Raw genomic sequence first — 12,721 nt, 5'->3', positions numbered from 1 at the left:
GTCCCTGCCCGGTCGTCCTGGTGCTGGTGCCGGTGCCGGGGCAGCGGGGAGCTACCCCTTGACCGGGTCTGTGCCCGCCTCCTTGACGAGACGGTCGCCGACGGCGAGGTCCTTCCAGAGGCCACGGCCGACGCGGACCTTCTGGGTCTGCCCGTCGGGGAGCCGGATCTCGGCGTAGTGATACATGTTCGAGCCATCGGTCATGCCCCGCGACTTGTCGGTCACGACGCCTTCCCAGGACTCGTCCTTGCCGCTCTTGCGCGAAGTGAACATGCCGCCACGATACGGGCGTGCGAGCGCGCTCGCCCGTCCTGCACCTGCCACCGGGGTGCCCCCGCTCTCCCTGTCCTCCCTGCTCTTACTGTTCTCCCTGCTCTTGCGTACCCACACCATGACCTTGCGGCCTCGTTCGCTCCTCTCGGCGCCCAGTAAGAAGTGCTCTTGCAGGACCCGCTGTTTCATGCGGTCGCGGGCGGTGCCGGGCGAGGGCCCGCCGGCGTCGGTGACGACGAGGATGCGATGCGCCCTGAGCATGGCGCGCTCGATGTGTCGAGGCCCGGCCTCCACGCCGTTCAACGTGCCTGATTCCAGGGGACCTTGGGCCAGGGCGACATCGTCGAGCCCGACGAAGTCGCCGGGTGTGACGAGCGCCGTGTCACGCCGGGCGGCGGGGATGTAGAGCACCGCGTCGCCGGGTTCACGGGCCGTGGCGACGTTGGCGGCCGCGGACAGGACGTCGTCGATCCGGCCGTGGGGGTCGCGCAGGGACATCTGGGCGGGGAGCAGGAGAAGGAAGGCGCAGGCGGCGACAGCAACGATCGTACGGAGGGGCGGAGTTGACGTGCGGACGGCGAGGGCGTGACACGCCGCGCCGACAAGGAGGGCGAGGCCGAGGTGCGTGAAGAGGACGTAGCGCGCGAGGTAGACGGGGTGGAGGGCGGAGGCCACGAGTAAGAGGAGTGGGGGGAGGGTGAGGAGGGGGAGAGCGAGGGCGGGGAGCGTGATGCGGGGGTGGGTGGGCGGTGGGGGTGCGGTGCCTGCGGTTGAAGTCGCCGCAATCGTTTCAGCTGTCGCTGTCTTCGTTGCGGCCCGCGTTTCCGCTGCTGCCTGCGCAGCCGAATCCGCCTGCGCGCCCGCCCGCACAGTCGCCCGGGCTCCTCCCTGTGCTCCTGCTCGCGCTTGAGCCTCCGCAACCGCAACCGCAACCGGAACCGGAAGCACGATAGCTCGCGCCTGCGCCGTCGCGCACCGTCGTCGCACCTGCGTCGCCACCTCCGCGTCGGGCTGCGTTCCCGTTCCTGGCTGCGCCGCCGTTGCCGTTGTTGCTCCACCTCCCGGCCGCGTTCCGGTTGTCGGACGCGCTTCCGCTGCCGTCCGCGGTGGTCGGGCTCCGGTGCGGGCCTCAGCCTGTGCGTGCGCTGGGGCCTCCGGGTGGCCTCCCACTCGTCCCCGCGACGCGGCTACGCCCCGCGCTCCGGCCGGCACGCGTGCCCCCGCCCCCGCCCCCGCCCCCGTTCCCGCGAACCACGCACACCCCCCACCCACACCCAGCATCACCGCCACCCCGGCCACCGTGCCCGCCCCCACCCCCGGTATCCAGGCGATCTGCGCCGCCTGGGCCCGGCTCGCCGCGATCAGCGGCAGCGCGCACAGGACCGCCGCGCTCGCGGCGACGGACCAGTGCCCCACGACCCGGCGAGCCGGTCGCACGAGTGCCAGTGTCACGGCGTGCGCGCAGAGCACCAGCAGGGAGAACCAGTTGAGGAGGGCCGCCGTCAGCACGGTCGTCCCGTAGGCCGTCCAGCGGCCGGGCCCGGGCCGGTCCACCGCCGCGACGAGCAGGCGGCAGGACAGCGCGGCAAAGAAGGTGACCAGCGCGTACGGGCGGCCCTCCTGCGCGTACTCCTGTACCGAGGGCGACAGCGCGAACACCAGCCCGGCCGCCAGGCCCGCCCACCGGCCCGCCAGCCTCGCCCCGAGGTCGGCGACCAGCGCCGCTGCGCCGCTCATGGCCAGCACCGACGGCAGCCGCAGCGAGCCGAGCCCGTCCCCGAAGACCGCGAACACGGCGTGCATGAAGAGGTAGTAGAGCCCGTGCACCACGTCGACGTGGGCGGTCATCTGCCAGATCTCAGGAACGCTGCGGTGCGCCGCCTGCCACGTGGCCGCCTCGTCGCGCCACATGCTGTCGCCGCGCGAGAGGCCCCACAGTCCGAGCGACAGCATGAGGGCGCAGGGCGCCAGCACATGAGGTCTGACTCCGGATCCGGGCATGGGGAACCTCCGCGTCGGCATGGGGGAGCGACCGGAGTCACAGACCGCCGCGGGAACTCCCGATCGCGTACGGAACGCTAGGCGCCGCCGCGGTCCGGGTCGTCACCTGCGCGGCCGAGCCGGCGGGTCCGACCAGGGACCTGGAGCAGGACCGTCCGTGGCCCTTGGGCGTACGCCTCAAGTACCTCGCCCCTGGCGGTGACAGGAGGACGTGGTGACGGGAGGACGTGGTGACGGGAGGACGTGGTGACCGGCGCCATGTCGGTCGGCTGTCGGGGGCTGTCGGTTCCGTGTCGGTGGGCTGTCGGTGGCCTCTTGCACCTTTGCGGAGACGGCCTGCCCGAGCTCATCGGGTGGCCTCGACACCTGACGCGACAGCTGAGGAGCCACCATGACCATCCCGCACGTCACGATCATCGGCGCCGGACTCGGCGGGCTCACCCTCGCCCGCGTCCTGCATGTCCATGGGATCCCGTCCACCGTCTACGAGGGGGAGCCGTCCCCGACGGCGCGTTCGCAGGGCGGAATGCTCGACATCCATGACTACAACGGGCAGTTGGCCCTCCAAGAGGCCGGCCTGATGGAGGAGTTCCACGGCATCGTCCTGGAGGGGCGCCAGTCGCTGCGGGTCCTCGACCGGGACGGGACCGTCTTGCTCGACAAGGCCGACGACGGCACGGGCGGCCGCCCCGAGGCGCTGCGCGCCGACCTGCGGCAGATCCTGCTCGACTCGCTCCCTGACGGGACCGTGCAGTGGGGACACAAGGTGAGTGGCGTCCGGGCCCTGGGAGAGGGGCGCCACGAGGTCGGCTTCGACGGCGGTGCCACCGTCGTCACCAGCCTGCTGGTCGGTGCCGACGGCGCCTGGTCGCGGGTCCGGCCCCTGCTCACCGACGCCACACCCCAGTACGTCGGACGGTCGGTCGTCGAGACCTACCTGTACGACGCCGACACCCGGCACCCGGCCGCCGCGAAGGCCGTCGGCGGCGGGTCGTTGATGGCGCCCTCGCCCGGCCGGGAGATCTTCGCCCACCGGGAGAAGGGCGACACCCTGCACGCCTACGTGGGGATCGCCGAGCCGCAGGAGTGGTTCGACGGCGTCGACTTCACGGACGCCGCCGCGGCCACGGCGCGGATAGCCCGGGAGTTCGACGGCTGGGCGCCCGAACTCACCGCGCTGATCACCGACGGCGACACCGCCCCGGTCCTGCGCCGTCTCTTCGCCCTCCCGGTCGAGCACCGCTGGGAGCGGAAGCCGGGCGTGACCCTGATCGGCGACGCCGCCCACCTCGCGGCCCCCAACGGCGAGGGCGCCAACCTGGCCATGCTCGACGGCGCCGAGCTCGCCACGTCCCTCGCCGCGCACCCGGACGATGTCGAGGCCGCACTCGCCGCGTACGAGCAGGCCATGTTCCCGCGCGGTGCCGAAGCCGCTCTTGAGGGCATCGAGCACGAGCAGATGGACTCCGACAACAACACGGCCCACGCGCTGGCCGCCCTGTTCGAGGAGTACGAGAAGAGCCGGTGATCGCCCCTTGAGTCAGTTCACCGGCGCGCGGCCGCGGGCTTCCTCGATGACACGATCGGCGCTCTCCTCGGCGGTGAGGGCCGACGTGTCGAACCACCAGCCCACATCGCCGAGTTCACGCTTCATCGCGGCATCCAGTTCCTCGTAGCCGTCGAAGAAGAAGCGCTCCTGCGGGTCGCGGAGGGTGTTGCGGTGGCGGCACGCCTCGATGCCCGGTGCGAGCACGACGAACAGGACCCGGCGGGCCGGGAGGAGGGAGACGAAGAAGTCCAGCTGTGCTCGGTCGGGGATCACCCAGTCGATCACGGGCGTGAAGCCGGCATCGCAGAAGTTGGCCGCCAGCGTGCACAGATTGCGGTTGCACAGCTCCACTTGGCGCGCTGCCTCGTCGGCGGGTTCGCCCAGCGCCCCGACGCGCCCGCCGACGACGAGCCTGCTGACGAAGTCGCCGTCGAGCCGGGCGGAGCGCGGCAGGCGCTCGGCGACGCGCCTGGTCACCGTCGACTTCCCGGCCCCCGGCAGCCCCGTGACGATCAGGCAGTCCGGCGTCTCGCGACGGACCGCGGCATGGTTCCCGGCTGTGGTCACGCCCGCAAGCCTGCCAGCGGGGCCCGGGGGCCCGCCATCGCATTCTGACGACGCCGCCCCCGTCCTGGCGACGCCGCCCCCGTCCTGGCGACGCCGCCCTCGTCCTGAGAGCCGCGCCCCCGTCCTGAGGACCGCGCCATCTGCCCCGAAGGCCGCGCCACCTGCCTGGAAGGCCCCGTCCCCCTTCACGGAATCTCTGCACCGTCTCCCGGAAGAAACCGCTGTCACGAGCGTTGACCCGTGCCTGACACGTGTCACAGCATGACCTCGGCCGGGCCTACCGGCCAGTAGACGGCCGCCGGTCGACGGTCGCCCTCAGCGTGGAGGTCCCGTGTCCTGTCGCCCCGAGTCCCGTCGTCTCCTGTCCCGGCGCGCCCTGCGCGGATCCCGTACGCCGATCGCCCTCGCCCTCGGGGCCGCGCTCGCCGCACCGCTCGCCCTCGCGGCCCCGGCCGGTGCCACCGGTGGCCAAGTCGCCGTCAAAGCACTGAAGTTCACCGTCCGGACCGGCGGCGGCACCTGCACCGTCGACGCCGACCTCTACACGCCCGCGGGAGTCGACGCCGCGCACACCGCGCCCGCCGTGCTCGCCACCAACGGGTTCGGCGGGAGCAAGAGCGACGGGGGGACGGCCGCGATCGGCAAGGCGTTCGCGGAGCGCGGGTACGTCGGGCTCGTCTACTCCGGGCTCGGCTTCGGCACGTCGGGGTGCCTGATCTCCCTCGACGACCCGAAGACCGACGGGGTGGCGGCCTCCGGGCTCGTCGACTTCCTCGGGGGCAAGCGGGCCGCCGACGACGGCACGACCATCGACTACGTCACCACGGACCGCACGGGAGACCCGTGCGTCGGGATGATCGGCGGCTCGTACGGCGGGGCCGTCCAGATGGCGACGGCCGCAGTCGACCACCGCGTCGACGCCCTCGTGCCGATGATCACCTGGAACGACCTGGCGTACTCCCTCGACCCGAACAACGCCGCCGACCGGTCCGTGCCAGGCGCCGCCAAATGGCAGTGGATGAACGGGTTCTATCTGATCGGGGAGGGGCAGCCCCTGCTCGCGCCGAGCCTCGATCCGTCCCGGATCAACAAGCTCGGCTGTCTGCACTTCGTCTCCGACGCCTGCGAGACCATCCGCACCCTCAACTCAGGCCGCTATCCCGCCGACAGGACCCGGCAGCTCCAGAAGTTCGCGCGCAGCGTCTCACCGGTGTCCTATCTGAACCGGGTCGAGGCACCCACGCTCCTGATCCAGGGGCAGGCCGACAGCCTCTTCAACCTCAACGAGGCCCAGGCCACGTACAAGACCCTCAAGGCGCAGGGCACGACGGCCAAGATGATCTGGCAGTACGGGGGACACAGCGGCAGCCTCAGCGATCCGGACTCCGGTGAACTCGACCTCGGCCGGGGCAACTTGGAGACCTCGTACGTCGGCAAGCGCATCCTCGCGTGGTTCGACCGCTATCTGCGGCACGGCAAGGGCGTCGACACCGGGCCGGACTTCGCCTACTACCGCGACTGGATCAGCGATCCGAACAGTCCGAACGGTCCGGACGGCAAGTACGGCACCGCGCCGAAGGTCCCGGCCCTGAGCCAGAAGCTGTATCTGTCCGGGGACGGCAAGCTCGTCGACCACCGCAAGAAGATCGCGTACGGCAGCCGCGAGTACCGCAACTGGCTGGTCCCCACGAGCCATTCGGAGAGCTCCCTCGCCGGGATGATCGGCCTGCCCGACCCGGCCCCGTACGACATCAAGGGCACCTACCTCGACTGGACCACCGAGCCGGTCACGTCCCCCGTCGACGTCGTGGGTTCGCCGAGGGCCACGCTGAAGGTCGTCTCGCCCAGGACCGAGAAGACGCAGAGCTCCGGCGACGCCGCCGACAAGCTCGTGCTCTTCGCCAAGCTGTACGACGTCGCGCCCGATGGCAAGAAGACGCTGGTGCACCGTCTCGTGGCGCCCGTGCGGGTGCCGGACGTGACGCGGCCGTTCACGGTGACGCTGCCGGGCATCGTGCACCGGTACGAGACGGGGCACCGGCTGCGGTTCGTGATCGCGGCGAGCGACGGGGCGTACGGGGGCAACCGCGGGGTGAAGCCGGTGACGGTCACCAGTGAGCCCGGCGACACCGGGGTGCTCGACCTGCCGGTCGTGCACTGAGGTCACCCGTACGGCCCAGCGGCCCACCCCGGAGGAACACCCACCGCGCGCGAACCCGCCCCGCTGCCCATGCTGGGGGCGGGGGAGGCCGGTCGTAACCTCCGACGGAAGGGTCCAGACAATGAGCCCCAACACCTCCACGGGCGGCTCGAAGAGCAGCTCGGGCGGGCTGATGACGCCCGGCAGGGTGATCGTCGCGACGATCGCCGTCCTCACCCTGGTCTTCATCTTCGAGAACACCCGCAACACCAAGATCCGACTGCTCATCCCCGAAGTGTCCATGCCCCTGTGGATGGCCCTCCTCGGCACGGGACTGATCGGTGCCTTGTGCGGGGCCTACTTCGTCAGGAGGCGCAAGTGAGGGTTGAACTGAGACGGGCCGTGGTCGTCGTGGGCACCGTGGCCGCCGCCACCGCCATGACGGTCACGACGGCGGTGGCCGCCGGACCGCCCATGCCGGAGTTCCGGGGCCGCGGCCTCATGCACGTGTTCAACACGGTCGACTACCGCACCCGCGTCGACGTCCACGACGCCAGCGGCTTCCACCGGCACGTCCTGTGGCCGCTGAGCTGGAAGGTGTGCACACAGAACCCGGCGGCGGGCACGAAGCTCGACGGAGAGGCCATCACCATCGGGGTCGTCAAGAACGACGAGAAGTGCCCCAAGGGAGCCAAGTGAAGCCTGCGGCCCGCCCGTAGGTAGCGTGCCCGTATGCCAGACAGCGACATATATCTCGGCCGTGGTCCGCGCGTGGGCATCAGGCCCTTCACGTACGCGGACGGCGACGAGTTCACCCGGCGGGCCGAGGAGAGCCAGGAGCTGCACCGCCCCTGGCTCTTCCCGCCCCGCACGGCCGAGACGTACGCCGCGTACGCGGGCGCGCTCATCGAGAACCCGGCGAAGGCCGGGTTCCTGCTCTGCGAGCACGACTCCGGAGCCATCGCCGGATTCGTCAGCATCAACAACATCGTCGCGGGCGCCTTCCGGTGCGGAGCCCTCGGTTACGGCGCTTTCGCGCACGCGGCCGGGCGCGGGATGATGGCGGAGGGCCTCGGTCTCGTCGTCCGGCACGCCTTCGGGCCACTCGGCCTGCACCGCCTGGAGATCAACGTCCAGCCCACGAACGCCGCTTCGGTCGCGTTGGCCCGGCGGTGCGGGTTCCGGCTCGAAGGGTTCTCGCCGGACTTCCTCTACATCGACGGGAGTTGGCGGGATCATGAGCGATGGGCCCTGACGGCGGAGATGGTGCGGGCTTCCTGAGACGGGGCGGCGGGTACGGGGGAGGCATGGGGCAGCGGATGGGGCCAGGCCAGGTGCTCGGCGGGCGTTATCGGATCAGGTACCAGGCGGGGTCCGGCGGGTACGGCCCGGTGTGGCGGGCGTACGACCAGTCGCTGGGTGTTCCGGTCGCCATCGAGTCCGTGGGGATGGTGGGGCCGGAGGGGATGGGGCGGGTGCGGCAGCTGGTCCGCACGCTCGCCCGGCTGCGGGACCAGCCGCATCTCGCCGTTGTCCACGACATCGTGGAGGCGGGCGGGCGGGTGTGGAGAGTGACGCCGCTGCTCACCGGACCGACGCTGACCGAAGTCCGGGCCGAGCACGGTCAGTTGACCGAAAGGCAGGTACGGGAGGTCGCGCAGGCGCTGCTCGCCGCGCTGGAGGCGATGCACCGGGCCGGGGTCGTCCACGGGGACGTGCGGCCCGGCAACATCCGCTGGAGCGAGGGCAGGTGGGTCCTGCTGCCCGGCCTCGACACCATGGTGCGGGGGTTCGCGGACGAGACCACCGACAGCGGCACGTGGATGAGGGACGTGGCGGACTACGTCTCCCCTGAGCTGGTGAACGGCGAACGCCGAGGGCCGGGCAGTGACCTGTTCTCGCTGGGGGCGACGCTGTATGAGCTCATCGAGGGGTACTCGCCGTTCCACCGGAGCAGCGTCCCGGCAACCATGCATGCCGTCCTGCACGAGGAGCCGCCGCCTCTCGGGCCCCGTCTCGGTCAACTCGGGCTGCTCGTCGACGGGTTGCTGGCGAAGGCTCCCGAGCGGCGCCTGACCGTGGACGAGGCGCGTGCTGTGCTGGCCAGGGCCGGGGGAAGGCCCGCCGTGGCGGCCGCGCAGCACACGGCGGTGGGCCGGGCCCCCACAGTGGGCAGGCCGTCGAGAGGAATGGGCGCCGCCTTGCCCTGGGGGCTCTTCGCGCTCGTGCTCGCCGTGGCGCTGGTGTCGGCGGGCCAGGTCCACGTCAGCGCGGGCGACCTGGGTGACGCCTTCGGGGCCCTGCTGCCGTGGGCGCTGTTCGCGCTCGGTCTGTGCGTGCTCGCCGTACAGGTGCGGGCCGCCCTGGCGCGGCGGCGGCTGCGTGCGCGGCTGCCCCTGTGGCGGTGGTACGTCAGGTCGCTTGCTCCCCCCGCGCGGTGGACCGACGAGGAGCGGGCGCGGCGCCAGGCAGCGGCCGAACAGGCCCTGGACAAGGCGCTGTTGGACGTCGACCGGTGGGTCGCATGCGCGGCGCCGGATGGCCCGGGCAGGGCGGGAAGGGGTGCGCGCGATGTCTGAGCAGGAGACGCCGCCCACGGGCCCGCCCGCCGGGATCGTGCCCGCTTTCCCCGAGGCCGACGAGGCGCGCAAGTGGCAGGAGATCGACCCGGGGCACCTCGCCTGGCGGCGGGACCTCGTGGAGCGCCGGCTGCGGCGGGAGCGGCTCGACCAGTGGGTGGGGTACGGGTTCCGGCTGCTGGAGCACGTGATCGTGGTGGGGTTCGGGGTGGCCTTCGTCTGGCTCGGCTTCTACGCCGTCGACCACAAGGTGTCGGCGCAGGTCGTGCCGATGATCGGCGGGGGTGTGGCGGGGCTCGCGGGGGCGGTGCTCGCGGTGCGGAACCGTCAGCGGGAGTGAAGCGGGCGCCGGTGGGCGTGGCGCCCGGCATGGCGGACGGCGCGGGGCCGGGCGCCGGGGACTCGGCTCAGCGGCGCTTCCGGTTGATCTTCATGGTGTCCAGGTCCGTCACGGTCGAGCGCAACGCGCCGTGCCCGTACGCGAGTTCACGCAGCGTCGTCTCAGCGCGGTCCTCCGCGATCGCGCCCGCCATCTCCTCGCCGTCCTCGGCGTCGGACTCGATGACGTACCGGAACGAGAAGTGCTTGAGCGCGCGGTCGTAGCTCAGGGTGCCCTCGGGGGTGAACTTCATCCCGGCCAGGCCCTCGTGGGCGGCCGCCTCCGCGAGCAGGCGGGTGCGTGCCTCGTCCGTGAGGGCCTCCCAGGCGCCTCGGACGATCACCCGGTACGTGTGCTGCGTGCCCATCTCGTTCCCTGCGCTTCTCGCTCGGCTCGGCTCCTGAAGTGGTCAGCGTACGTGTTCGACGATGACCCGCAAGCGGAATATCGCGCGCTCGACGCCCCCTCCGACCTGGGCCTTCGCCCGCCCGCCCGCGGCACCGTGCCCGGCTGCAGCCATCGCCGCGTACACCGTCAAGCTCGCCGACCGCATCGAGCACACCGATGGTCTTGACCCCGATCCGGACCCGGACGGGACCGCGGGAGATCTGCTCACCGATCCCGCCGTGGACGCCTTTGCGCAATCCTGACCCGGAAACCCCCTGGTCGGTGTGGGCTGCACCGTGTTCCATGGTCGTTGTGACGACCACCGTGCGCCGTGCCGAACTGATCCTGCCCGCGGCCCCGTTGGGGCCGGAGAACCCGCTGCCCCCGCTCCGTCCGCTGGGCGAGGTGCACACCCTCGACGAGCGGTCGCTCGACGGGCTGCCGCGCGACATGGCGCGCCAGCTCGGCTACGAGCCGCTGCACTCCGTGCTGCCCGCGCGGATCCTCGACGGGTACGGGAGGGAGCGCACCCCCACCACGCTCGACACGATCGTCATCGAGAACGAGCGGCTGCGCGCCACCGTCCTGCCGGGGTACGGCGGACGCGTCCACTCCCTCGTGCAGAAGGAGACCGGGCGCGAACTGCTGTACCGCAACCCGGTGCTGCAGCCCGCCGACTTCGCCCTGAACGGCGCCTGGTTCTCCGGCGGCATCGAGTGGAACATCGGCGCCACCGGGCACTCCACGCTCGCCTGCGCGCCCCTGCACGCCGCCCGTGTGCCCGCCCCCGACGGCGGCGAGATGCTGCGCCTGTGGGAGTGGGAGCGGCTGCGCGACCTGCCCTTCCAGGTCGACCTGTGGCTGCCGCAGGACTCGGACTTCCTGTACGTGGGCGTGCGCATCCGCAACCCGCACGAGCGGCCCGCCCCCGTGTACTGGTGGTCCAACATCGCTGTTCCTGAAGGGAGCCGGGTGCTCACTCCCGCCGACGAAGCCTGGCACTTCGGGTACGCCCGGCGGCTCAGCCGGGTGCCCGTACCGGAACACGAGGGCACCGACCGTACGTATCCGCTGAAGTCCACCCACGCCGCCGACTACTTCTACGACCTGCCCGACGGGGCGCGCCGCTGGATCGCCGCCCTCGACGACGAGGGGCGCGGGCTCGTGCAGACCTCCACCGGGCTGCTGCGCGGGCGCAAGCTGTTCATGTGGGGGGCGGGGCCCGGCGGGCGGCGCTGGCAGGAGTGGCTGACCGAGCCCGGCACCGGCGGCTACGCGGAGATCCAGGCGGGGCTCGCCCGCACCCAGCTGGAGCACGTACGCCTGGACGCCGAGAGCGAGTTCTCCTGGCTGGAGGCGTACGGGCCCATGGAGGCCGACCCCGGCGCGGTGCACGGAGCGGACTGGGCCGCCGCGCGCGGGCAGGTCGAGGGACGGCTCGCCGCCGTGCTGTCCGCCGAGGCCGTGGACCGCGCCCACGAGGCGTGGCGGCCCTGCGCGGACGTCGAACCCGGCGAGCGCCTCGCCGCCGGCTCCGGCTGGGGCGCCCTCGAAGTGCTGCGCGCGGACTGGAAGTTGCCCGGCACGCCCTTCGAGGAGTCGACGCTCGGGCCCGAGCAGGCGCCCTGGCTGGAGCTGCTCAACTCCGGCGCCGTGCCCGAGCCGCGCCGCGTCGCCCCGCCGGGACCCACGCTGGTCGCCCCGCACTGGCGGGACATGCTGGAGACGGCGCCCGCGCAGCCGCTCGCCGAGTACCACCTGGGCGTGGCGCAGTGGCACGCCGGTGACCGCGCGCAGGCGGTACGGAGCTGGGAGCGCGGCCTCGAACTGGCGCCCTCGGTCTGGCCGTTGCTGCGCTGCCTCGCGGTGGCGGACCTCACGTCGGGCCACCGGGAGCGGGCCGCCGACCGGTACCGGGACGCCTTCGACGACCTGTGCCAGGAGCGGCGGGACGACGGCGTCACCTGGACCGCGGCGACGGCCGCGCTGGGCCGGGAGGCGATCGAGGCGCTGCTCTCGGCGGGCCGTGCGAGCGACGCCCGCGGTGTGTGGGAGCGGCTGCACGCCACCACCCGGGCGACCGGCCGCTTCCGCCTCATCGAGGCCCGGCTGCTCCTCGCGGAGGGCGAGACGGCCGCGGCCAGGGCCGTCTTCGACGACGGCTTCGAGGTGGCGGACCTGCGGGAGGCGGACGAGGCGGTGGGGCAGGTCTGGGCGGCAGCCTCCGGCGGGGAGAGGCTGCCGTCGCGGTACGACTTCCGTATGCGGCCGTCCAGTTGAGGCGGGGCGGGCCCCCGGCACGGCCGGCGGCGGGTCCTGCCCTTGCTTACTCCTGCTTGCGGTCCGCGTACTCGAAGACCGAGCCGTCCGGGTGGAGGGCGATGAGGTTGCGGCCCACGGGTGTGGGGACGGGGCCCGCGAGGACGCGGGCCCCGGAGGCGGTGAGGACCTCGTTCGCCTCGTCGACGTCCGGCACCGCGATCGTCGCGGAGACCTTCCGCAGGATCTCCAGCTCGTGCTCGGGACCGCTCATCAGCAGGAAGCAGCCGATCGCGGCGACCGAGACGCCGCCGCGCTCGAAGCGCATCGCCTTGCCGCCCGCGAGCCGTTCGTAGAAGGCGACCGAGGACTCCAGGTCCTCGACGCAGATGCGCAGCGTGGCTCCCAGGATCTCCATGAGGAGGAGCCTAGTTGGCGTCGGCGGGCCACGAGATCGTTTCGGGGGAACGGCCTCCGGAGACCGGGGCTAGGGCCTGTCCGGCGGATCTTGCCGCGGTCGCGGGCTGTGGCCCGCCGATCTGCGGCGTTGTCGTCGGTTGCCAACGCTCCGCGTTGTCGCCCTCCTC

General features: G+C 72.4%; 13 protein-coding genes. 9 read left to right on the top strand and 4 right to left on the bottom strand.

The window, feature by feature from the left end:
* Positions 1–51: 51 nt before the first annotated feature.
* The gene (locus tag ACFWYM_RS00065; protein ID WP_384828181.1) at positions 52–2,274 is read right to left on the bottom strand and encodes a glycosyltransferase family 39 protein; all 2,223 of its coding nucleotides are present in this window, start codon (positions 2,272–2,274) and stop codon (positions 52–54) included.
* Between the two features lie 391 nt (positions 2,275–2,665).
* Between ACFWYM_RS00065 and ACFWYM_RS00060 the strand changes: the two genes are divergently transcribed.
* Complete coding sequence (locus ACFWYM_RS00060; protein WP_384828179.1) at positions 2,666–3,802, top strand: FAD-dependent oxidoreductase; 1,137 nt, start codon at positions 2,666–2,668, stop codon at positions 3,800–3,802.
* A gap of 12 nt (positions 3,803–3,814) precedes the next feature.
* Here the strand turns inward: ACFWYM_RS00060 and ACFWYM_RS00055 are convergent, their stop codons facing one another.
* The gene (locus ACFWYM_RS00055) at positions 3,815–4,390 is read right to left on the bottom strand and encodes an AAA family ATPase (protein ID WP_384828177.1); all 576 of its coding nucleotides are present in this window, start codon (positions 4,388–4,390) and stop codon (positions 3,815–3,817) included.
* Positions 4,391–4,751: 361 nt separating this feature from the next.
* Between ACFWYM_RS00055 and ACFWYM_RS00050 the strand changes: the two genes are divergently transcribed.
* The 6 genes from ACFWYM_RS00050 to ACFWYM_RS00025 all read left to right on the top strand — a co-directional run bounded on the left by ACFWYM_RS00050 (position 4,752) and on the right by ACFWYM_RS00025 (position 9,449).
* The gene (locus ACFWYM_RS00050; RefSeq protein ID WP_384828797.1) at positions 4,752–6,551 is read left to right on the top strand and encodes an alpha/beta fold hydrolase; all 1,800 of its coding nucleotides are present in this window, start codon (positions 4,752–4,754) and stop codon (positions 6,549–6,551) included.
* Between the two features lie 121 nt (positions 6,552–6,672).
* Entirely contained in the window at positions 6,673–6,912 is a 240-nt protein-coding gene (locus ACFWYM_RS00045; RefSeq protein WP_384828176.1) for a hypothetical protein, read from the top strand.
* On the top strand, positions 6,909–7,229 hold the full coding sequence (locus tag ACFWYM_RS00040) for a hypothetical protein (protein ID WP_384828175.1): 321 nt from the start codon (positions 6,909–6,911) through the stop codon (positions 7,227–7,229). Before ACFWYM_RS00045 ends, ACFWYM_RS00040 begins: the two co-directional genes overlap by 4 nt.
* Before the next feature lie 33 nt (positions 7,230–7,262).
* Entirely contained in the window at positions 7,263–7,811 is a 549-nt protein-coding gene (locus ACFWYM_RS00035) for a GNAT family N-acetyltransferase (RefSeq protein WP_384828173.1), read from the top strand.
* Positions 7,812–7,849: 38 nt separating this feature from the next.
* The gene (locus ACFWYM_RS00030; protein ID WP_384828171.1) at positions 7,850–9,109 is read left to right on the top strand and encodes a serine/threonine-protein kinase; all 1,260 of its coding nucleotides are present in this window, start codon (positions 7,850–7,852) and stop codon (positions 9,107–9,109) included.
* Positions 9,102–9,449: a hypothetical protein gene (locus ACFWYM_RS00025; protein ID WP_384828169.1), complete on the top strand. Its 348-nt coding sequence runs from the start codon at positions 9,102–9,104 to the stop codon at positions 9,447–9,449. Before ACFWYM_RS00030 ends, ACFWYM_RS00025 begins: the two co-directional genes overlap by 8 nt.
* 67 nt (positions 9,450–9,516) lie before the next feature.
* Here ACFWYM_RS00025 and ACFWYM_RS00020 read toward each other — a convergent pair whose 3' ends face one another.
* Entirely contained in the window at positions 9,517–9,855 is a 339-nt protein-coding gene (locus tag ACFWYM_RS00020) for a DUF6204 family protein (RefSeq protein ID WP_384828167.1), read from the bottom strand.
* Positions 9,856–9,916: 61 nt separating this feature from the next.
* Between ACFWYM_RS00020 and ACFWYM_RS00015 the strand changes: the two genes are divergently transcribed.
* Together ACFWYM_RS00015 and ACFWYM_RS00010 are read left to right on the top strand one after the other, a co-directional pair.
* The gene (locus ACFWYM_RS00015) at positions 9,917–10,138 is read left to right on the top strand and encodes a hypothetical protein (RefSeq protein WP_384828165.1); all 222 of its coding nucleotides are present in this window, start codon (positions 9,917–9,919) and stop codon (positions 10,136–10,138) included.
* A 40-nt stretch (positions 10,139–10,178) separates the two neighbouring features.
* Entirely contained in the window at positions 10,179–12,155 is a 1,977-nt protein-coding gene (locus ACFWYM_RS00010) for a DUF5107 domain-containing protein (protein ID WP_384828163.1), read from the top strand.
* A gap of 46 nt (positions 12,156–12,201) precedes the next feature.
* Here the strand turns inward: ACFWYM_RS00010 and ACFWYM_RS00005 are convergent, their stop codons facing one another.
* Positions 12,202–12,552 carry a VOC family protein gene (locus ACFWYM_RS00005; protein WP_384828161.1) on the bottom strand — a complete coding sequence of 117 codons (351 nt, stop codon included), beginning with the start codon at positions 12,550–12,552 and terminating at the stop codon, positions 12,202–12,204.
* Between the last annotated feature and the right edge of the window lie 169 nt (positions 12,553–12,721).

Source organism: Streptomyces sp. NPDC059009 (genome assembly GCF_042740175.1).
Taxonomy (GTDB): Bacteria; Actinomycetota; Actinomycetes; order Streptomycetales; family Streptomycetaceae; genus Streptomyces.
The sequence above is the reverse complement of the archived record's forward strand: the minus strand, read 5'-3'. Positions and strand labels throughout refer to the sequence as shown.